Raw genomic sequence first — 21264 nt, forward strand, 5'->3', positions numbered from 1 at the left:
GTTCGGGTAACCCGATCTCAGCTGGCTGAACTGAGAAATAAGCACCGCAAGAAGGCAGAGAAACAAGAAGCGACCGAGTCTAGCAAATCATTTTCCATATGATGTTTAGTTTGGGCAACCGCTCAAGGCTGCAGCGATTCTGCCCGCCGCCTGACTCTGATCTCGATACGACGACGCTCCTTCACATCACCCGCCTGCCCTGTCGTCAGGATATCGCCAGGCATCACCAATTGGGCCGCAGACATCGGTAGGACAGTGGCTCCCTTCAGTTTTGGATCGGCCTTGAGCACGTTGGCAACGGCGATGGCTCTCGCAAGGCCAAGACCAGCGTTGTCGGCCGGTTGAAGGGTGGTCACTGGCATTTGGCCGCCGATCACGTTGATAAACGTCTTGTCGAGATTGGATGTGCCTCTAGAGATCGGCTGCTCGTCGGTGTGACCGATTACTTCGATGACATCTACCTGGTAGCGTTGAAGGTTGTCGGCGATCTGGTCGCCGATGGAGGTGCTAAGTTTCGTCTGAAACGCAGGTGTGAGCTCCGCGCTACCAGACGTAAAATAATACCCACCAGCTTCGGACAAATTGATAATCGGCGGCCACTCATGAGGCTTTATGCCGGCCTGGAGAAGCTTTTCCAATTGATCGGCAGCCCTGTCGAGTGGAATATTGTTCGCGGCGAGAACCTTCGCGACCGCGGCTAACGTCGCAAGATCCTCCGGACTGACGCCGTTCATCTTCAGTTGGTCGATGACCTGACGCGCGGAAACCAGTTCCCGCCATTCGCGCTCGAAGGCGGCGCGATCGGCCGCCGATAGGGGCGTTCCCAGTTTCGACTGCATCTCTACCAACTGACTCGAGAGTTCGCGGTTCTGTTCTTCCAGTTGGACAAGACGGCGCTCGGCATCAAGGCGTTGTTTTCGTTCAGCCGTGATCATCGCCGCCGCAACGAGCAAAAGGCAGAAGACCAACAGAAGCATTGATTCCGCCATCGTCAGCCCAAGGATCAAGCCACGATTGTAACCTTTGTGCTCGAGTTTTGGGCTCTCGCCTACCGTGCTGACCATTTGAACCACCGTCGCTTGGGCTCGCCCGCCGCCTCGTAGGATCCCTCGGCTAGTTCATTCTCAGAAAAGACGACCGGCATGGCGTCCGTTTCGACTTTGAAAGCATCGGTAGAAGCAAAGGCTGGCATAATGGGGACATTGTCCGGCTTTGGCTCCGCCCCAACAGCCGGAACGTCGCGCTCGCGTTCGAGCGCCTCGGCAATCCGATCCAGCTTGGTGTCGATGCTCGTGAGAGGCTTCAGGGCTTCATCGACCTTGGTAGACTGGGAACGCGATTCAGCAATGCCCTCCTCCATGCGCTTGAGGTGGGCCTCCGTCATCTCCCTAATGGCGTTGATGGTCGGAGTGAGCTCGACGCGAATCACGTCTTCAGGCGACTTGATCTCCTCCAGTCGGCTTCCCACGCCCTGAACAGCGACACCGAATTTGTCGATGATGGTGGATAATTTATCGGTGGTCTCGGTGAGCTTCCTCGTCGCCTCAGCCGCTTGGTCGGTCACCGACCTATTGTGGTCCTCGATGATCGACGACAGCTTCTTCGCCGCTTCCTGAATGGGGACGATCGCTTCCTTGGAAATAGCCTCGATGGCGTTCCTGATTTGCTCGCCGTTCTTCTCCGCCTGGCGGGCGATTTCCTCGAAACCTTCAGTCAGCATCTGGTTGCTCACGCGGCGGTAGTTCGAAAACTCGCGCGAACAGGAATCCAGCTCTGTCCGGACCCGGCGCGTCATTTCGGCCAGCTCGTGTCGAGCGCTCCTCTCGATATCAAGCGGATCACGGCGCATCTGATTGAACAGAATACGTAGTGTAACGCCGGCAATCGTTGAGGTCACCGCGATGCCAAAGTTCCGAACGATGGTTTCGATCGATGTCTCGCCCGCGAACAGGTAAAGCGACACGCCCAGGCTCGAGAGCGTGAACAGGAAACCCATATAGTAGAGATTGTCGCCAGCCTGCTCGTTATGCAGCCGAAACCCGCCGAACACGATCGATGCAAGGAAGTAGATCCCCATCAAGGCGAGCGGGACGACGGTAACTGCGAAAGTCGACCAAGCAGCGAGCTTTGCCGTCCAGATGAAGATCATGCCTCCGATAGTCACGCCGGCGAATAGGACAATTGGGGCATATTCTCGGAAAGCAGAGCGGCTGCCATCTTTCGTGGACATTACTCAAGTCCCTCCAAACGAGTGAAGCCGGCGAATTCTCCGTTGTTGCCCTCGATCCATGATTTCCAGAATGCTACCAGATCCTCCGTCTTGAACTTCTGCCCTGGACGCTGAAACGCCAGGATTTTAACGCTCACTCCATCCAGTGATGTCCTGAATTTTTCCCGCGCCGGGCTTGCATCGAACTTCGCGATCGAGACGCCATCACGGTAGCTGGAAAAGGAAGGCGTGTGTTCGATCATGTCCGATGCGACGTAGAGCGTTTTCGATGTCGCCGCCGGAAGGCGCTGGAATGCCTCGAGGTTGATCCGCTGGATACCTGCCATGATCGGAGAGAATTCACCTGTGGCCCCTGTGCCCAGTCTGCCCCCGATCTCATCGAGAGGCTTCTGAAATCCCTTCTCCCACCGTTCCTGTACAAGTCTGGGATTGCTGGTCCACTCGTCAGCCAACTCTCCGCTTCCGGGGTTGCACCCGTGGAAGGTATTCACCAGCTTTCCTTCCTTGTCCGTGAGCGCGTAAATGTCGATCGCGCCACCGACCGAGATACCTTCAACGAGCGAACGGAACTGGTTCTTGAGATCGAGCGAAGTGGGCTCCGATATCGGATCGGTGACGTCGAGCAATATGGCCGTCTCGCTTGTAGGCCCGGTCACCGGGCACAGAGACGCCTTATCAAGCGCGACATTCGACATCGCGCGGTATTTCAGCCATCCGAAAGCTCCGATCATACCCAGAGCGACGACCGAAAGCGCTACGGTGGCAATGATCGAACCGACGGAAAAACCGCCTTTCCTGGCGCGACTGTTACGCCGCCTGTTCCGTGCCAACGCCTGCCTCCGGGAAAAGCTTGTCTAGTCTGTGGTATTGTTCGACAGCGGCCTCGAACTCCGAACCGATCTTTCTGATCTGCTCGTTCAGTTCTGTCTGGGCGACCTGGATGCGTTCCGAAAGGACGCGGTCATCCCACTCTTCACTTGTCTTGGTCACCGGCGTCAGCCGCTCCAGTTTGTAAGGAGCAGCGAAGTACTGCGGTTCTGGATCGGTCCGCGCGTTTCGATTGGCGTCCCGGTAGATCGTCAGAAGGGCATTTGCAGTTCGTTCGAGCTGGCTCTGGTATTCAGCGAATAGACCAACCGTCCGAGTTCGATGGGCTATTATCGCGGACGATTCCTGGCGACGGGAACTGAGATCACGAACGATTTCTTCGATTTTCTCGTTATGCTCATCACGGATCTCGCGAAGATTGTCGATGAGATCCTGCTTTCCGCTGATGTAGTGGTCGCGAGCCGCATCGAGGCGTTTTTGAACGCCGGCGAACCCCGGGTATGGGTCGGTCAGCACACACCCGTCGATGAATGCCAGGATCGAAAAGAAAAGCCCGATTGCAAACAGCATCCATGAGTTCAGCTCAACCAAGCCCCACGGATTTTCGCGGATCCGCCGTATGACCTCCGCCCCCGCGCCCTCGAGGATAGTGGCGGATACCTCGCGGTAATGCGCAAGCGCAAGATTCACTGCGACCGCGACTGCCACGTAGAAAATCAGTCCGACGAGGCCACCGAGCTTCATCAACCAGGACCGATGCAAGAGGTTGCGTACGCAGAAGAACGCAAAGAGCAACGCGGCCCCAATATTCAGAATGGCAAAGACGATGGCTTCGGTAATGCCGCCGACAATGCCTTGCTCGCTTCCCTTGGCGAGGAAATTGCCGTTCATAACCACTTCGATCAGGACCAGGACTACGAGCAACGCGACCTTCACGCTCGTGGCTCCAGCGCTCGGCACCTTGGCAGCCCGGTCGAGCCGATGGTTTCGCTTGAAGGAGGCCATCTCGTCTTCGGCGATTTTGAGGTCGCGCCGAAGACCATGAAGCTCGTCGACACCGCTGGCGATCTCCGCCTTGAAGTCCGAGAGACTTGACGCGTTCGCCTGCCGAATTAGGCCGAACTGTCCCTCGAAATCGAGATTACGAAGACGGCCTTCGAACGTCTGGAACTGGTCCTCGAGGATCTGGTACGCGGACGCCTTCTCCTGTTCGACACGGCCCACGATCCGCTGTTCGATTTCATCGAGGGACTGCGCGGAAGCGGCGGGACGATTGGAGGCTCCGTTCTCCGCGCCCTTCTCCCGGACCTCGAGCGTCTGTGCCAGCTTCTCCGTATCGAGGGCCGGGAATATCTCCGTCGACGCACGGAAGTCGTGACTGGATTCTCGAACGTTGTTCCAGAGTTTGTTTAGTGCCTCAAAACGCAATTCGGTCCTCGCCGACACATGGTTGCGATTTTCTTAATTTTGCAATCCCTACCGCACTGGTTGTGCCCGGTCCAGCGGCGATTGAATACGTTTTTTGATAAACGCGGAGGACGGTTAATGTATGTCCTGGCCCGCCGATGAAGCTCGAGCGCGGCTTCCTGCAGCGGGAGCAGTGCACTGTATTGCCGCCCTCGGTCTTACACGCACGCGAAGCTTCATCGAAAATCAATATCAAAAAAAGTCCGTCAATGACCTCGACTTTCGCGTGTGGTATGAGCAATCGTTGATATTCAGCATGCCATCGAGAGTTGCCATGGCGAGGAGACGCCGATCCCGAAAGACACCCAAGTTTACACCAGCTCTGCTCTTTGTCGTGCTGGTTTTGGGCGGACTCGGCTCCTTGTTTGGCCACAAGGAGCAGACTGCATCGCAGCCTTCAGCTCCGGTCGCGCAGACGACAAGTAGCCCCGTTGAGACTCGGTCCGTTGCGGGAAAACAATTGGCATCGGCACCCGTCGAACCGTCCGTTGTCTCCGCGCCCATTGCGGAGCCGCGGAAGCCGATCGAAGTCATTCCGCAGCCTGACTCTATCACCGTTTTCGTAAAGGGGCGCAAAGTGGCTTTACGCGATGGCCCGGGCAAGCAGTTCGGGATTCTCGACAGATTCGACAGCGGTCGCGAAGTAACCTTGCTCCAAACACAGGGCGACTGGTCTCATATACGCGATCCTCTCACACAGCGGGATGGCTGGATTTCCACGAGTCTGTTGACCGAAGAGAAGCCACAGCCGGCAGAGCCAAAAGAAGAAGCGGCTCCACAGAAAAAGACCGAGCCGCCGACGGCTGCTACGTCAATACCGGATTCGCTTATCGTCCAACGGATCATTGCCGAGTCTATTGCGATGTATCCGAGCTCATGCGCCTGCCCGTATAACATTGACCGTGGAGGACGACGTTGTGGCAAGCGGAGCGCTTATAATCGCGGTGGCGGATATGCTCCGCTCTGTTTTCCAGGTGACGTTTCGGCGGACATGATCTCGAGCTTCAGGCAGCAGGCAAGCCGTTAGTGCTAAGCCGCGGGTACCTACGCCGTCTGACGGACCATAGCTCCGTCATGAGCTCCGAGGACACCCGTTAGTGCCAACAGGATAAAACGGTCGTTGTGGCGAGCAACACCTTCTATGAAGCCGCCTCCACGAGACGCCTATGTCCGGCGCGCCACCGATGGCATTCATGCCGGTGATGTCGAAACGCACGACAGCGCGATGCGCGTGGCAGAGGCGCGCTCGTCCCCGGCGGATCGTGACGGGACCAACGATGACCTCGGGGCGACCGCGTTCCTTGGCCGACACTTTTGGAACAGGAGGATCGAAAAGTGGTGCTGCGAACTGTGCGCATCCTCGGGCGCAGGCAAAACCAGGTTGCCCTCTCGCCCAATCGTCCGTCGGGGAACCTCACCTCCAGACTTCCTGGTCGTGAGAACCTCTAATGTTCTCTCCGTGGAGAAACTCCGGTTGCTCGTCCATAGAAAGCGGATCACAGAGTGGACTGCCAATCGCAGCCGATCGCAGGGTTATCCGACCGTCCTAGGAAATAGCCTGTCGCCTAACGCTATTTGAATAGCCTTGTAATCCAGGTTCGTATCCAGCTTAGAATTGCGCCAGACTGCGACCGATTTGCTTCCTTCAGGCGTCTATCGTAAGCCCGACCAGCTTCAATCTGCGCACGGGTCATCGCCGGAGCCCAATCAATGCTGCCGTTCGTGATGAAATAATGTGAGCGGCATGCAAAGTCGTGATTTCCGATAGACGGTCTTAACGTCACCGCGGGACCGTCAACTCTGATCGAAAACTCGGTAGGACCGAGCGGTGTGGAGACTTCCTCTCCACAGCCACAGCAGCAGTTGTGCAAGGCCACACGATATCTTTCCGAAATATAGATGATGCCGTCCTCCAACGTCTCCGGCATTTGCTCGACCATTTGCGGACGAAGACGGTTGATCTTCATTTCTCTGCCTCTCGATTGGAAATGAAGTTACCTTCCACCGTATACACGGACTGGATCTCATTGCGGCTATCCCGATAAAATCCCGCCCAGCGCTTCCAACGCAGCACAGCAAGTGTTGCATTAAGTGCGTTGAGGTCGGCGACTTGAATTGCTGCTTTGTAGATTTGGTCCTCTTCGTCGTCATCGTCGCCAAACGAGAGCAGCCGGGACACCTCTGACCACGGCATGCCTGGAGTGACAAGCGTTGATCGCGTTACTCCATCGAGGCGATCATCCTCGAGACCCAAGCCTATTCCGCAGTCGATAAACGTGATGCCCAGACGCTGGAGGCCGCGGGCAATCAGTTCGCGGGATCGTCCCTTGTCAACGCACACGAAAGCGAAGTCGAAGCCAGCCAACTCGTGGATATTCTCGTCAGTTACCTTGTACGCGTGAGGCCTGATCCCAGTGTGGATCGTCGAATAGATACGCGCGTAGTAGTCGACTTTCATCGGAAACGATGCTGTCAGCTCGGCGACCGGTGCTCCAGGGGAACGAAACAGGTTGTGGTTCAGAACCTGGTCGCCGTCGAAGGTGTAGATCTCCTTGATGTATGTCTTGGACAGCTGATCCAAGACATACGATCCGGTGCCACCGAGGCCTATGATCGCCACCTTCTCGAAAGCAAGTTTTCGGGAGACTTTGCCTAAACCGTAGCGAGAGGAACTGGTGTCCGGGATCGCGAAGGGATTATCAGGCAGCTGCGCTGAAATCTTCTCGCCTGTCCGTGCGTTTGCCGACGGATCGTAGGAACGAGCAGCACCTCCCAGATGTCGTTCGTACGTAACGATTTTCTCATAGTAGTCGACATATTTTCCTGTCGCTTCAGGCTTTGACGAGAAATAGTGATTAACCTTGATCGTTTCGGTCAAAGCGCAATCTGCGCTGTTGTTGATGATCGCCTCCATACGACTTCCGTCGCGGTTGCAAGGAGTATCACCAGCAAAATACATAGTATGCTCCCCGTCCGGCAATGGACTCACGGTATTGCCGTTGGGATCGAGGATGAGCCTGCAGACTAGCATGCCACGGGCCAGCGTTTTGTCCGGCCGCACATATGGCACATGATGGACGAGAAGGTATCCGTCACGGACCTCGAGAACGAAGCCCTCCTCATCCAGTCTGCGAAGATCGGCGTTACGATTTATCAGATCGACGGACATTGAAGACCATACCGTCTTTCACGTTGACGCTCTCGCCTTCGACGAGATCGCCTTCCGTGTGATCATGCTCACCTTTGAAGTAGGTGATCGTATACTGAAATTTCTCGAAGTCGGCGTCGGGATACGCAAGCTTCGCAATATCGCGATAGGTCTGCTTCTTCTCGTAAACGGTGCGCGGACGACCGTTGACGATAAGATCGTAGCTGTTGGGCGGCTTACCTTTTTTGTCTTCCACGCCATCAATGGACATGTGTCGTAACCCCTTTCCGATAAGGATTGTCGATAAACCTTGAAATTTGTTCCCAAATATGGAACGCTCTCTATATGGCACAAAGGAAATGTCTGCGCAATCCACGTCCCACATTTGGGAACTATTTTTTGCAGCTGGGACCGGAGCTATTAATTTCCCGATGCGACTCATGGGAATCGGAAATCTTGGCGAACTGGCGAAGTGTGCGGATGAAACAATCGCCACCGCAGCAAGAGCACTGTGGGCGGAATTGGCCGACGGATCCTGGAAAACCGATGCAGACCTTGCCGAGCACTATCCGACGGCGACGATCGACGGAGCGCAAGTGCGTATCCCGCTCGGCCCCGGACACCATGTTGACCTGTTAGTGAATTATCACGCTGAAATGATGCTCATTGAGTACGCGGGCGTAGCAGATAGCGCCCAACCGCGTCGTGCAACAAAGGGGAAAGCTGCATGACTATTCGACCAATTCGAACCGAGCATGACTACGAGACAGCGCTCAAGCAGGCGCGGCGGTTGATTACTCTCACCGATCAACAATCAATTGACGACCTCGAAATACTCCAGGCCTTAATCGAGCGATGGGAGCAATCTCATGATCAGCTGACCGAGACGTCTCCAGCCGATGCAATCAAGTTTCGAATGAGCCAAAAAGGCCTCAAGCCGCGCGATTTGGAGCCATACATCGGTAGCAAGTCTCGCGTATCCGAGATTCTGAACGGCCAGCGCCAGCCCACAGTCGATCAGATCAGGGCGCTACATACGCATCTCGGAATTCCCGTCGGCTCACTCATTGGCGAGATCAAGCACGAGCCAACGACTGGCCGATCCACGGCTTCGGTAGCGGCGATCGAGAAGCTCAGGAAGCTCGGCGTCATGAAGGGCCGCGAAACGATAGAGGCGTTTCTTTTTCGGGCTTGTGCGATTTCGCCAGCAGTTGCAATGCTCCGGAAGACGAGAACAGAGAGGACCAACGCCAAGACCGACTTCGGTGCACTGGAGGCCTGGTGCGCCGCGGTGATGCTCAAGGCAGAATCCTCTGGCGTTACGAAGAAGCCGATACAAGACGCAACAGCGACCGCGCGCGGGTTGGCGAAGCTGAGTACCTCGCCCCATTGGCACACTGAACTGCATTCATACCTTGGAAACATCGGTATCGTACTGGTTATTCTCGAGCATTTACCCGGTACCTACCTCGACGGAGCAGCAATGCGCAGGGCGGACGGGACGCCGATAATCGCCCTCACGCTACGCCATGACCGAATCGACAATTTTTGGTTCACGCTACTCCACGAGTACGCTCACGTGGTTTGCCATCTCGGTGGCGACAATCCGCTTATTCTAGACGATCTGGAGGTTAGAAGTTCGGACGCCATGGAAACCGAGGCTGATGAGTTCGCCCGCGATGCCCTCATTCCCCCTGAGCTTTGGTCGACGGTTGGTTCTGATGACTTCGATGGTGACGAGCTTGAGGCGTTTGCAGAGAAAGTCGGCGTGCATCCGGCTATTGTGGCTGGTAGATGGCAACATGACAACTCCGATTACCGCAAGTTCGCAAGGCTAGTGGGTAGGGGTCAGGTGCGAAAGCACCTTCTTGCTGACGGTGGCTAGAAGGTCGAACGGCCATTAGATTCAGAGATGAGTTGTGCGCAGTCCTGGCCCTGCTCCAGGCGGGCACGGACATTTGAGGATCTGAAATGCAAGACTGTCTAATCGGGAAGCGTCTGTGATGAGATCAAACGGGGTGACTTTAGAAGCAAGCTCGACCGTCCTCGCGGAACTCATGACGGGATGCATGCCGAAGCTTGCCGTCGCGGGTCCACCTTCAGACGTGCGTCTCGGATCCCGTCCTCGAGGGTACATCAAGCCGCGAAACCGGGGTCAGCGAGGGCGGGACGCGAGGTCTAAGTACCTGCTAGCTCCGCCCTGTCAGCTTCTCCCAAGCCTCGATGACGATACTCTGAAACCAAGCGAGACTCGCATCAGTCCGATGTCTCTTATGCGTTACAATCGAGAGCGCAAACGGTTCCATCGGAAATGGCGGCGGTCTATGTACGAGTCCGAACTTCTCGCCGTGCTCGAGCGCCATCCTCCTGGGCACCATGGAAATCATGTCCGACGCTGCCACAACGGGCATCGCTGTCATGAAGAGCGGGACGCTCGCGGCAACATTGCGCTTTTTCCTGATTGAAAGCAGTGAGCGGTCCGCCGTCCCATAGTGGTCGCCATTGAAGGAAACCAACAGGTGAGAAGCATCTGCGTAATCATCTAGGCTGAGATGGTGGGTCAGCGGATGGCCGACGCGCATAATCACTGCGTACTCCTCTTCCGAGAGCAACACGCTTTCATGGTCGTGAGGAAGAGAATCGAATCTTCCGATTGCCATGTCGACTGCCTCTGACCGGACAAGTTGGAGCGCGCCGGATCCTGTCCCAAACCTAATCGAAAATCGAGCATGAGGAGCATCTTCCAACAGGCGGGCATGGAGTATGGGCGTCAGTGGCGCGGCTATATAGTCCACCGTTACGATCCGAAAATGCCGCCGCGTTTCCCTTGGCAAAAAGTCGCTCGCCCCAAGCGCACGATTTGCCGTCTCGAGTATCTCATCGATCAGCGGTGCAAGTGCAGTTGCTACGCCGTTGGGTACGAAACCATCAGAGTGCCGAATGAACAGCGGATCGCCTATGACAGCGCGCAACCGCGATAACGCATGGCTTATCGCGGGTTGGCTCAAGCCAAGCTGATGGGCGACAACCGTCGCCTTCCGCTGTCGATATAACAGCCGAAACACCAGGAGAAGCGTAAAATCCAAACGCCGAAGTTTCGTGGAATCAATATCCATTATGCACCGAATTCAATTTTTTCGAACTTAACGGACCGTCATACTGCTTCCATCGACAACCAAACGGAAGCAACATGAGAAGGATTTTTGCAATGGTAGTCGCGGCAACTGTCGCCACAGGAGCAGCCGCCAACGAGACGCTAACGATCGAGCAAGCCCGCACGATCATCGCTCCCCTCTATGACGCTCTCAATCAGCCGGCGACCAAGGACGTTGACGCTCTTCTGAGGAAGGCAACGACCGACGATTGGATGACCTGCAGTGCGGAGGGCATCTGCCTCACAAGGGAGAAGTTGGTGGGCGCGTTCAAAGCACGCGGAGAAACCATTCCGGATCTCAAATGGGAAATCCGCGATATCATGATTTCGGGAAATCAGGTCATCGTTCGTGGTGAAGCCAGCGGAACACCGGCGAAAGACTTCATGGGTGTCGCAGCTACCGGCAAGTCGTTCAAGATCATGTCGATCGATATCCAGACTATACGGGGTGGGAAAATCGCGCACTCATATCACATCGAAGACTGGGCAGGTGCCGTTAGACAATTGACTGGCCATTGAAATCCGGACCTCAGCCCCTTACTCAAATGTGGAAGCGATTTGTGGTTTGGTTCCACATTTCTGAGTGACGACTGTTTACGGTCTCAGTCGAGCGCGGGCTCTTGAAAAACCCAAGTCGTTAGGTTCGAATAGTTACGTGCCGCTGGAGTGGGTTGGCACGCAAATTGCGTTTCTTCATGCTCAACTTGGTCACGGCAAACGTGGCGAACTGTTGGTGGAGAGAAGAATGCAGTTGCCAATCGTGCTACAGCGGCATTCGGCTGTTTCTTTGCAATCTCAGCTCATAGGCCAAATCAGAGAGTTCATTGTCCTGGATCGGCTGAAACCAGGCTCAAGATTACCTGGAACCCGCGCTCTGAGCGAGCAACTTCGAATATCACGAAACACCGTATTACTTGCGTATGACAGCTTGGAGATTGAAGGGTACATCAAGACCCTCGAAAATATCGGCACGTTCGTGGTGGGTAAGTCGCCCGATTTGGCACTGAGGGTAGAAGAAAGCCCCAAGTCTCTTAACCTTCTCGCCCATTCCAAGCCTTCCCGCCCCGCGGCGGTCACTGTCGCTCCGGCGAGTGCTCTAAAAAATGAAGTTTGCTATGATTTTGAGCTAGAGAGTTCGGATCCTGATCTTTTTCCCGCAGCGGTCTGGCGTCGCCTGATGAATCGCCACATGCGATCCTCCAAATTTAATCTGACAGGCGATACGAGCCCACTGGGCTTTGAAGCTCTACGTTCGGTTATTTGTGATTTCTTAGGCGCGTCACGCGGCATGCGGATCTGTCCTGAGCAGGTGATCATAGTGACAGGCATCCAACAGGCCCTGAGCATTATAGGTCATGTCTATGTAAACGAGCGAACACCAGTGCTTATCGAAGCGCCGGGCTGTGCAGCGACGGGAGACCTGTTCAGAGGATATGGCGCACAGATTTTGCCAGTGCCGATCGACCAAGACGGATTACTCGTTCACTCGCTCCCGCCGGTAAAGGAGGCCGTCATATTCACGACTCCAGCCAGACAGTTTCCACTCGGTACACCGATGAAGGAAAATCGGCGGAAAGAACTTCTTAGGTGGGCGAATGAGACATCGTCGCTAATCGTGGAAGCCGACTATGATAGCGACTTCGCCTACGACGGTTCCCCGATGCCGGCTCTCTACACTTTGGACGCCGGTGATTCCGTTATCCATGTCGGGTCGTTCGCCACCTCCCTGGGCTCGGGTATCCGAGTTGGCTACATGGTCGTGCCACCGAGGCTAATCGACGAAATCGGCAAAGCCGCGACTTTGTTCAACCACGGCTTTCCGTGTCACGGAGCAGCTTGGATTGAACAATCGATTCTTGCCGAATTCATCGCATCGGGAGCTTTCGACAAACATCTACGAATGGTGAGAAAAGCCTATCTTGAACGCCGGGATACCCTCATTTCGGAACTTTCACGACATTTCGGGCCCGTGGACGTCGGCGGCACTTCATCCGGTACCCACGTTGTCTGGAGGCCACCGAATGAATTGGGGGACGCAAAGACTATTCGGCAGGTGGGCATGTCCTGTGGTGTGGCCGTGTACACTTTGGAAGACGAGACAATTGCGGGCGCGGAGAACCTGCCAGAATGGCAGCGTTACTTGTTCCTTGGCTACGCAGCCATCAAGGCTCCGCGGATCAGGGCTGGCATATCGCTTCTCGCCAACACTCTTCGTTCACCGGCACCATCACTATCAATGGGGCCGGCACTCTAAGTCTCCCCGGTCGAGGTTTAGCTTGCCAACGGTAGCTGCGCGGAAGAACCCGCGATACCCAGATGCAATCGTACTTCATAGGAGATAACCGTGACTGCAATGAAGATAGGTGACTACGAACAGATCATTTCGACAATCGGACACTACCTCGAGGGCGCACGACTGGGCAAAGGTGATGTGATGCGCCCCGCTTTCCATTCCGACGCGACGATCTTCGGGTACGTCGGACCCGATTTCTGGGCAGGTCCGATACAATCTCTCTACGACTGGAATGACAAGAATGGCCCTGCTCCGGAGATTGTCTCCAAAGTTGTCGCTATTGACATCGTTGAGACGATCGCGGTCGCCAAAGTCGAGTCCGACAATTGGACCGGCTATCGATTCACGGATTTCTTCACACTCATCAAAGTCGACGGTGAATGGAAGATCATGAATAAGGTTTTCCACCTGCACGCATAGTGGGGCGTGGAGAGGTTCCTGCCGGCTGGCCGCTATGATCGATTCATTGCGGCTAGCATTTCTTCGACCCGCGTAAACTTTTCGCGCGGCTTCCCACGAATCTGACCGTTTTCTTGCTCGAGTTCATTTAACCTCGTCCAATGCCCATAGCTCGAGGCGTAGGCCGAACGCGAAGAAAGGATCTCGGCGATTGCGGGCGCACCCCGCTTTGCACGACGAGGCATATCTTTCATGTCTTTAAGAAGGCGGTCCACCGTAGCAACGCTACACGCCCGATTCGTGCCAATAATGCCGGTGGCTCCGCGTTTTATCCAGCCTGCGACATACACAGGAGAAGCGACGCCAGTGACCCGTCCGTCAACGTTCGGTATCGTTCCGGTATTGTCATCGAAGGGCAAACCCTTCACGAGTTCTCCCCGGTATCCGACACTGCGTATAATCAGCCCGGCGGGGATTTCGACCTGCTCGCTATTCCCGTCAGCGGACCCGCGCCGCTTGACGAATCTCATCCTCTCCGCCCGATGGTTTCCTGTTATTTCTTCCGGTGAATGGTAAAACTTGATCGCACATACTTTTGTCCCATGCCTTGATGTCGACGCCGATTTCAGAATCTCTAGGTTCTTCGCAGACACCGAACCAGGCGTTACAGGTTGGTCGACCTCAAGGTCATGCAGGTCCAAATGCACGCCCACTTCGGGAATTTCAGTTACCTCCCGCAACTCTTTTGGCGAAAATTTGGCTTCAACAGGTCCGCGGCGTCCGACCAGGACAACCTCTTTGATCTTGCTTGCCGCCAGTGCCTCGAGCGCGCTTGACGTGATGTCCGTACCAGAAAGCGCCTCTGTCGGCTTGAGAAGAATTCGGCAGACATCGAGGGCGACATTACCAAGCCCGACAACGATTGCGCGATCCTGGCTTAGGTCGAAATGCGTATCCTGGTAGTCGGGGTGTCCGTTATACCATCCGACAAATGCGTTCGCTGAATGGATGCCGGGTAGATCCTCTCCGGGAATTCCTAGCTTTCGATCGTCGGAGGCTCCGATTGCAAGCAGTACTGCGTCATAGTGGTCGCAGAGTTCATCGACGAGAACGTCTCGCCCAATCTCGATGTTTCCAAAAAAGCCCAGTCTCGGCGTTTGAGCAATTCTCTCGAAGACGTCGGCGACCGACTTGAGGCGCGGATGATCCGGGGCGACACCGTGCCGTACCAAGCCAAACGGTACGGGGAGGCGTTCGTAAAGATCGACATCGATATCCTGATTTGCGGCAAAGAGCGCTTCGACCGCGTAGAACCCGCTAGGCCCGCTTCCGACCACAGCAACTTTCATCGTATTGCCTCTCATCTTGATCAAAATCCCAGTTGCGCTCGGCGATCGGCTGCACTTGGCAATGGTGGTTGCTTACTAATGATCAAGGGCGTCGCCAGCGCCCGTTCAGCGTTGATCGACACCCAGATTTGCTGGTCATCACTCAGATCACCAGCTTCCGCTATCGCTGAGACCGGGCATGCGGGGATACAAGCTCCACAGTCCACGCAGGCATCCGGATCAATATAGATCCTTGATTCATCCCCATGAAAGCAAGAGACGGGACAGACGGTAACGCAGTCGGTAAACCGACAGGAATCGCAGTTCGCGGTCACTACATGTGGCATGCTTGTCCCCTTTCGCTATCCACCGGTCGCGGCCATGATGCGATCGATGGCCTTCGGATTCGTTATGAAGTCATGTCGGTGAGGTTTGATCAGCATCGCGCGGTCGATGGCGATGTCCAACTCAGAATCAGGTCGTCCCGCTCTCAGTAACGGGCGAAAATCGACTTTGTCATTCTGACCTAGACAAAGGAACATCGTTCCATCGGCAGTCAGCCTGACGCGATTGCAGCTCGAGCAAAAATGGTCGGACATGGGTGTAATGAATCCAACCGTGATCGTACCGTCAGCGGACTTCAGATACTTTGCAGGTCCGCCGGAAGTAGACTCGACATCTTGTAGGTAACGCGACCTCCTCAAACGCTCCCTCAATTCGCTGAGATCGAATTTGCCCGCAGAGCGTCCGGTTTGGCCCATCGGCATTGCTTCTATCAGACGAAGCACAAAACCAGATTTTTGGCAGAACTCGATCATCTCTTCGATAGTCGCCATATTGGTATCCGCCATGACCACCATGTTCACCTTTATGAGGCCGAACCCGGCTGCCCTGGCAGCTTCTAATCCCCGCAATACCGCACTAAGCACATTGCGACCCGCAATCTGCGCGGTCTTTTGTTCGTCAAGTGAGTCCAAACTCACGTTAAGTCGGGAAAGACCAGCAAGGCGAAGTGGCTTTGCATAGGTCTCCAGTTGCGTGCCGTTGGTGCTCATCGAGATGTCGTCCACGCCTAGTGAACTTAATCTGGAAACGAGATCAGGGAGGTTTCGGCGGGTTAGCGGTTCCCCACCCGTAAGGCGAAGGTGCCTCAGGCCCCTCCTCTTCAAGACACTGACAAAGCGAACGATTTCGTCGAACGTCAGCCAATCCGGAGGTTCAGTGAAGTCACGAAACCCCTTGGGAATGCAGTACGTGCAGCGGAGATCGCATCTATCGGTCACCGACAGTCGGAGATAGTCGATCTTTCGCCCAAAGCGATCAACCATCGCTGCCTGACGGGTCGACGCGCTGTGTTCACTGGACATTCGTACCATTACGGAGCCTCGCCATTGCGCTTAACGAAGGCAACATTTCCATATATGCGAATGCGATGAAGTGCCGCTTGCCACAAAAACGATAGAACCGGTTCAGCCGGTACCAACAAATAAACAAAGGCCGGTACTCGACCTTGCCAGGCCTTACCCTCCTACTTTGAAACTCCCGTCGACCGCCTTGAGGCAAGAAAGGAGCCGTCATGACGCAGCAGAATGGAGAGAAGCAGGTTCTCTTTGGGGGGTGCCCACACGACTGTCCCGACACGTGCGCTATGCTCTATTCGGTCGAAGACGGAAAACTTACAAACGTGCGGGGCAACCCGAGCCATCCAATAACCAAGGGTGGCCTTTGCGTTAAGCTGAATGACTTTGCAGACCACCACTACAATCCCGATCGCGTGCTTTATCCGCTCAGACGGGTCGGGCCTAAGGGTTCAAACTCCTTCGAACGAATTAGTTGGGAAACAGCGATCGATGAAATCCAGACCCGTTGGAAGGCCATCATCGAAAACGACGGCGCAGAGGCCATAATGCCGGTCAGCTACCTCGGCAATGAGGGACTGGTACAGGGTTTGAACGTCGGAGATGCTTTCTTCAACCGGATGGGAGCCACGGTCTGCGAACGCACCTATTGCGCGTCCGGCTCTTTGACCGCGTGGTTTCTTACCGTCGGACCCACCAACGGGCTCGATCCCGAGAGTTTTGCGTATTCCGGATACATTATCATCTGGGGCTGCAACACATTGAGCACCAACCTCCACCACTGGCCCTTTGTCATGAAAGCCCGGCAAAACGGAGCCAAGCTGGTCGTGATCGATCCGTACAAATCCCGGACGGCGAAACAGGCGGATTGGCATATCGCTCCCAAACCCGGCACCGACGGCGCACTGGCAATGGCGATGATTCATACGATCATCAAGTCCGGGCTGGTCGATCAGCAATATGTCGACAACTATGTCCTTGGATTCCCCGAGCTTCGCGACCACGCCGAGCATTGCACTCCAGAGTGGGCCGAGGAAATAACAGGCGTTCCCGCCGACGATATCACCAAACTCGCACGAGAGTATGGGTCCGCCCGTAACGCCTCGATCCGCGTTGGTGTTGCTTTGGAGCGTACAGCGGGTGGAGCGCAGGCCATTCGCGCCATTATAGCTATCCCTGCCCTCACCGGCGCTTGGAAGGACGTTGCCGGGGGGATCTACCAAGCTCCACTCTGGGAGTTTCCGGTCAACTTTCCGGCGATATGCCGTCCCGACTGGATACCAGAGGGAACCCGTGTCGTTAACATATTGAAGCTCGGCGAAGCCCTGACCGGGGAAAGCAACCTCGATCCGCCGATCAAGTCGATTATGGTGTACAACACGAACCCAGTCACCCAAGCGATGGATGTCGATAAAATCATCGCAGGCCTGAAACGAGACGACCTATTCACGGTAGTTGCCGATCATTTCATCAGCGATACCGCGGCCTATGCGGACATAATTCTGCCGGCGACGATGGCCGCTGAACATGATGATCTCATGTTCTCCTGGGGCCATTACTATCTTACCATCAATCAGAAAGCGATCGAACCGCCGGGAGAGGCATGCTCGAATGCAGAAATCTTCCGCCGATTAGCATCAGCGATGGGGTACGGCGATCCGGAGTTCCGCCGAAGCGACCTCGAACTCGTAGAGAATGCCATCGATTGGAGCGCCCCTGAGGTCCAGGGGATTTCGCTCGAACGGCTCCGGGAGGAAGGTTTTGCAAAACTCAATCTTGGACCCGCCGGCAGCAGGAGACCGCATGCTGAAGGCAAGTTCAAAACCCCGTCGGGCAAGTGTGAGATCCTGCTCGAGAACGTCACGAATTTTGTGGCTCCCCCCTTCCGACAGCTTTACGAAGCGATGCAGGGCGGAGAGCCTATCGAGCGTCTCCCCGGTTACACGCCGCCGTTCGAGAGCCCATTCTCCACGCCGGAGCTTGCAAAGCAGTATCCTCTAAACATGGTCGCCCCCAAAAGCCATGCATTCCTGAATACCAACTATGCGAACGAGCCCAAGAAACAACGGATGCAGGGTGATCAGTTCGTACTTCTCAACCCTCATGACGCGGCCTCTCGCGGAATTGGCGATGGACACAAAATCGAAGTCCGGAATGCGACCGGAGCTTTTGACGGGGTCGCAAAGGTGACCGAAGACGTGCCAACTGGTGTAGTGGTTGCTACCGTCGGCTACTGGCGCTCTGCCAATCCCAAGGGAACGGTGAACAGCGTCGCAGCGGCACGGTTCGGGGGAATGGGCCATTGCCCGACGTTTTCGGACAATCTGGTCGAAGTGTTTCCTCACGACGAAAGCTTGCTTGCGGCAGAGTAGCGGCCAACGACACTTATGAATCGAGGTAGAACAAGTCGCGTTCAAGGGGCCCTGCGCGACTTGCCTCGTTTTTCCACGCAGGCGGTTGCCGTCCGCCCGGCATTGTGTGTGTTTGGCATGGCGATCAGGTTAAATATGGGGTCCAGTGGCTCACTGCTTCGGCCGACCGACGTACCCGACCTGCAACTTTGATCGAAGACTTGTGCATGTGGCAGAGCAAGCCTGATGAAGACTACAGTAGCGAGTTCCGCTTCCGTGAATTCACGCAAGAAAGCGAAACAGACGGCATCAACCAGCCTTTCTGTTTTGCTGCTGCAATTGCTTGGGACAACAGGATCACGCCCCAAATCGAGCATGGCTGAACACCTACGGTCGCGTGCAGCAGGACAAGCGCCTCCTCAACCTTCGCAAAGCCGCGGAAGGTCTATCGCAGGCGGCCGGATCGCACTCGGAGCGTCGGACGACATTTGCAATTGGATTCCTATCTTCTGGGCGATAGCGCGTGCGACGCTGTCTCGGCACTTTCGGGAACGTTGGATTCCTCTAAGGCGCTCTCTCTGACCAGAGCAAGGTCGTTTTCGACGGCAGAATATTCTTCCTTACAGGAAAATTCAGCCTCGGACCGCGGAAGGTCGCGGGCCGGACCTGGTTCACGAGATCGTGCTGGCTGAAGAACTCGAGCGGCGACTGACGGGCGGCGGACGAGGGTCAGTCTCGTTACACTCGCGCAAGATACCTTAGACCTGACAGCAGCATCCGGTGACGATGCCCCCAATTTCGGTCAATCGGGGGCGGGATTAACTAAAGGAAGCCGATGGAGAACCACGGAACGAACGCAACAATCAGGAGACCGACGACAAGCGCGGCAAGGTATCCGAGGATTGGTCGCATCCCACTGTCCGGGTTAACCTTCCCGATCGCGCACGCGGCATAATAGCCGACTCCGAAGGGAGGAGCGAATAGACCGAGTCCCATAGAAAGAATGACCACCATCGAGTAATGCACTTCGTCAATTCCCATCTTCCGCGCGATAGGGAACAGAAGCGGGCCGAAAAGTACGATCGCGGGAATCCCTTCCAATACGCTCCCCAGAACGATGAAGGTCACAATCGACACGAGCAGGAAGGTGGTGCTTCCGCCGGGAAGCGATCCGAGCGTGTTAGCGAGATCGTAGGAAAATCCGGATTGGGTGAGCGACCACGCCATGCCTGTCGCCGCACCAATGATGATGAGGATCGACCCCGACAGCGCAGCGGTCTCAACCAACATAGGACGCAGACGATGCCAGTCGAACTGCCTATAGACCAACAAGCCCACGGTAGCTGAGTAGACAATCCCAATTGTCGAAACCTCGGTGGCCGTCGCCACCCCCTCGATGACGGCGGCTCGAATGACAAATGGCAAGGCGAGTGCGGGGATTGCGATGACGAGGCGCTTGAGAATGACGCGCTTCGTGCAGCGGATGACGTGCGACAGGTCTTCGTTTCTATAGCGGTACCAAATGACCGAGCATAGTCCGACGGCGAGTAGTAGCCCCGGTAGCATCCCGCCAGTGAAGAGCGCTGCAATTGAAACCCCAGTGACCGAGCCAATCGTAATGAGGACGATGCTTGGAGGGACAGTTTCCGTTTGGGCACCGGTCGCGGCAAGGAGTGCGACGAGATCGCCAGGATCAGAACCCCTTTTCTTCATCTCCGGAAAAAGCACCGGAGCGACGGCTGCCATATCCGCGGCCTTTGCTCCCGAGATTCCAGATACGAGGTACATCGCACCGACAAGCACGTAGGATAGACCACCCCGCACATGTCCAAGGAGACTCGCGAGGAAATCCACCATACTCCGTGCCATCCCTGTCATCTCAATAAGGAGACCGAGAAAGACGAACATCGGTACCGAGAGGAGGATCAAGTGGGACATGCCCTCATCCATTGTCCCAATAAGTACTTCGAGTGGCACCGTTGTCGTCAGGGAAAGGTAGGCGAATGTGGAAAGTCCGAATGCGAAGGCGATGGGCACACCGGCGAAAACCATCGCGGCTACGAGGCCCACAAAGAACACAAGGAGATTCAGGTTTCCAATTGCGACGAGTAATGGCGAGGCGGCGAAGAGAAAAAGTCCAATAAGCGCTACTAGCACAACCCCAATGAAATTCGACCTTGGCAGCAGCATCCGGGATAGCCCCAAGACACCGTGCAAAAGCATCAATCCGATTCCCACAGGAAGGGCCAGGGCTCGCCAGAAATTGGATATCTCCAAAGCAGGCGTGGTGATAATGATTTCGTTCTCGGCGTAGTGGAGTGCCGACGGAAACAAGACCGCGAGAAAGAGAACAGAAACTGCTACGGCTAACGTTTCAGCCATCGCCCTCGTCTGTGGACCAAGTTTCCCGACAATTGCCGTCATACGCATATGCTGGCTTCGCTGAGAGGCGATGACAGCTCCGAGCATCGAGAGCCAGAGGAAAAGGATCGACGCTATCTCGTCGGCCCAGACCAACGGGCTATGGAATACGTACCGGCTGACGACGCCGGTGAACAGGATACCAATCTCCGAGACCACCAGGGCAGCGGCTGCAGGCTCGGTGACCGCCACCAGCACCCTTTCAATGGACGGTATGAGCCGGGAGGATCCCACTGATCCAAACGTTTGACTCGATTTCTGGACTTCGCACTTCAATGACATGAGAC

20 protein-coding genes are annotated in these 21264 nt (G+C 55.6%); 8 read left to right on the forward strand and 12 right to left on the reverse strand.

Features of this window, described 5'->3' with window-relative positions:
- Window positions 1–122: 122 nt before the first annotated feature.
- The 4 genes from JNB85_RS01720 to JNB85_RS01735 are packed head-to-tail and all read right to left on the reverse strand — an operon-like array spanning window position 123 to window position 4486.
- Window positions 123–1064 (reverse strand): OmpA family protein, encoded by a 942-nt coding sequence (locus JNB85_RS01720; protein ID WP_220332663.1) that lies wholly within the window; start codon window positions 1062–1064, stop codon window positions 123–125.
- Window positions 1049–2230 carry a septation ring formation regulator EzrA gene (locus JNB85_RS01725; RefSeq protein WP_223216394.1) on the reverse strand — a complete coding sequence of 394 codons (1182 nt, stop codon included), beginning with the start codon at window positions 2228–2230 and terminating at the stop codon, window positions 1049–1051. The genes JNB85_RS01720 and JNB85_RS01725 overlap by 16 nt, the downstream gene beginning before the upstream one ends.
- On the reverse strand, window positions 2230–3060 hold the full coding sequence (locus JNB85_RS01730; RefSeq protein WP_220332664.1) for a hypothetical protein: 831 nt from the start codon (window positions 3058–3060) through the stop codon (window positions 2230–2232). The genes JNB85_RS01725 and JNB85_RS01730 overlap by 1 nt, the downstream gene beginning before the upstream one ends.
- Window positions 3038–4486: a hypothetical protein gene (locus JNB85_RS01735; RefSeq protein WP_220332665.1), complete on the reverse strand. Its 1449-nt coding sequence runs from the start codon at window positions 4484–4486 to the stop codon at window positions 3038–3040. Before JNB85_RS01735 ends, JNB85_RS01730 begins: the two co-directional genes overlap by 23 nt.
- Before the next feature lie 121 nt (window positions 4487–4607).
- On the opposite strand from JNB85_RS01735, the gene JNB85_RS01740 reads away from it, so the two are divergent.
- Window positions 4608–5552 (forward strand): SH3 domain-containing protein, encoded by a 945-nt coding sequence (locus tag JNB85_RS01740; protein ID WP_220332666.1) that lies wholly within the window; start codon window positions 4608–4610, stop codon window positions 5550–5552.
- Window positions 5553–6096: 544 nt separating this feature from the next.
- Here JNB85_RS01740 and JNB85_RS01745 read toward each other — a convergent pair.
- Genes JNB85_RS01745 through JNB85_RS30540 form a run of 3 tightly spaced genes read right to left on the reverse strand, consistent with a single transcriptional unit; the run spans window position 6097 to window position 7944 of the window.
- Window positions 6097–6492, reverse strand: coding sequence for a ubiquitination-like system serine protease family protein (locus JNB85_RS01745; RefSeq protein WP_220332667.1), 396 nt, complete (start codon window positions 6490–6492; stop codon window positions 6097–6099).
- Window positions 6489–7694: a ThiF family adenylyltransferase gene (locus tag JNB85_RS01750; protein ID WP_220332668.1), complete on the reverse strand. Its 1206-nt coding sequence runs from the start codon at window positions 7692–7694 to the stop codon at window positions 6489–6491. The genes JNB85_RS01745 and JNB85_RS01750 overlap by 4 nt, the downstream gene beginning before the upstream one ends.
- Window positions 7669–7944 (reverse strand): multiubiquitin domain-containing protein, encoded by a 276-nt coding sequence (locus JNB85_RS30540; RefSeq protein ID WP_223216395.1) that lies wholly within the window; start codon window positions 7942–7944, stop codon window positions 7669–7671. Before JNB85_RS30540 ends, JNB85_RS01750 begins: the two co-directional genes overlap by 26 nt.
- Window positions 7945–8113: 169 nt before the next feature.
- Here JNB85_RS30540 and JNB85_RS01760 point away from each other — a divergent pair, with 169 nt between their 5' ends.
- Window positions 8114–8404, forward strand: coding sequence for a hypothetical protein (locus JNB85_RS01760; protein ID WP_220332670.1), 291 nt, complete (start codon window positions 8114–8116; stop codon window positions 8402–8404).
- On the forward strand, window positions 8401–9558 hold the full coding sequence (locus JNB85_RS01765; RefSeq protein WP_220332671.1) for an ImmA/IrrE family metallo-endopeptidase: 1158 nt from the start codon (window positions 8401–8403) through the stop codon (window positions 9556–9558). The genes JNB85_RS01760 and JNB85_RS01765 overlap by 4 nt, the downstream gene beginning before the upstream one ends.
- A gap of 304 nt (window positions 9559–9862) precedes the next feature.
- Here JNB85_RS01765 and JNB85_RS01770 read toward each other — a convergent pair whose 3' ends face one another.
- Window positions 9863–10789, reverse strand: a complete 927-nt coding sequence (locus JNB85_RS01770) for a LysR family transcriptional regulator (protein WP_220332672.1) — start codon at window positions 10787–10789, stop codon at window positions 9863–9865.
- Window positions 10790–10881: 92 nt separating this feature from the next.
- Here JNB85_RS01770 and JNB85_RS01775 point away from each other — a divergent pair, with 92 nt between their 5' ends.
- From JNB85_RS01775 to JNB85_RS01785, 3 genes are all read left to right on the forward strand, one after another.
- Window positions 10882–11346 carry an ester cyclase gene (locus tag JNB85_RS01775; protein WP_223216396.1) on the forward strand — a complete coding sequence of 155 codons (465 nt, stop codon included), beginning with the start codon at window positions 10882–10884 and terminating at the stop codon, window positions 11344–11346.
- A 226-nt stretch (window positions 11347–11572) separates the two neighbouring features.
- On the forward strand, window positions 11573–13081 hold the full coding sequence (gene pdxR, locus JNB85_RS01780) for a MocR-like pyridoxine biosynthesis transcription factor PdxR (protein ID WP_220332674.1): 1509 nt from the start codon (window positions 11573–11575) through the stop codon (window positions 13079–13081).
- 99 nt (window positions 13082–13180) lie between these two features.
- Window positions 13181–13540, forward strand: a complete 360-nt coding sequence (locus tag JNB85_RS01785) for a nuclear transport factor 2 family protein (protein ID WP_223216413.1) — start codon at window positions 13181–13183, stop codon at window positions 13538–13540.
- A 32-nt stretch (window positions 13541–13572) separates the two neighbouring features.
- Here JNB85_RS01785 and JNB85_RS01790 read toward each other — a convergent pair whose 3' ends face one another.
- Genes JNB85_RS01790 through moaA form a run of 3 tightly spaced genes read right to left on the reverse strand, consistent with a single transcriptional unit; the run spans window position 13573 to window position 16223 of the window.
- Entirely contained in the window at window positions 13573–14868 is a 1296-nt protein-coding gene (locus tag JNB85_RS01790; RefSeq protein WP_223216397.1) for an FAD-dependent oxidoreductase, read from the reverse strand.
- A gap of 20 nt (window positions 14869–14888) precedes the next feature.
- A complete protein-coding gene (locus tag JNB85_RS01795; RefSeq protein WP_220332677.1) occupies window positions 14889–15194 on the reverse strand; it encodes an indolepyruvate ferredoxin oxidoreductase subunit alpha in 306 nt (101 codons plus the stop codon).
- Between the two features lie 15 nt (window positions 15195–15209).
- A complete protein-coding gene (moaA, locus tag JNB85_RS01800) occupies window positions 15210–16223 on the reverse strand; it encodes a GTP 3',8-cyclase MoaA (RefSeq protein ID WP_220332678.1) in 1014 nt (337 codons plus the stop codon).
- Between the two features lie 200 nt (window positions 16224–16423).
- Here moaA and JNB85_RS01805 point away from each other — a divergent pair, with 200 nt between their 5' ends.
- Together JNB85_RS01805 and JNB85_RS01810 are read left to right on the forward strand one after the other, a co-directional pair.
- Window positions 16424–18577: a molybdopterin-containing oxidoreductase family protein gene (locus JNB85_RS01805; protein WP_220332679.1), complete on the forward strand. Its 2154-nt coding sequence runs from the start codon at window positions 16424–16426 to the stop codon at window positions 18575–18577.
- Window positions 18578–18783: 206 nt separating this feature from the next.
- Window positions 18784–18939 carry a hypothetical protein gene (locus JNB85_RS01810; RefSeq protein WP_220332680.1) on the forward strand — a complete coding sequence of 52 codons (156 nt, stop codon included), beginning with the start codon at window positions 18784–18786 and terminating at the stop codon, window positions 18937–18939.
- A gap of 439 nt (window positions 18940–19378) precedes the next feature.
- Here JNB85_RS01810 and JNB85_RS01815 read toward each other — a convergent pair whose 3' ends face one another.
- Window positions 19379–21259 carry a TRAP transporter large permease gene (locus JNB85_RS01815; RefSeq protein ID WP_220332681.1) on the reverse strand — a complete coding sequence of 627 codons (1881 nt, stop codon included), beginning with the start codon at window positions 21257–21259 and terminating at the stop codon, window positions 19379–19381.
- Window positions 21260–21264: the final 5 nt, after the last annotated feature.

Source organism: Rhizobium mesosinicum, assembly GCF_019511345.1.
Classification (GTDB): Bacteria; Pseudomonadota; Alphaproteobacteria; order Rhizobiales; family Rhizobiaceae; genus Rhizobium; species Rhizobium mesosinicum.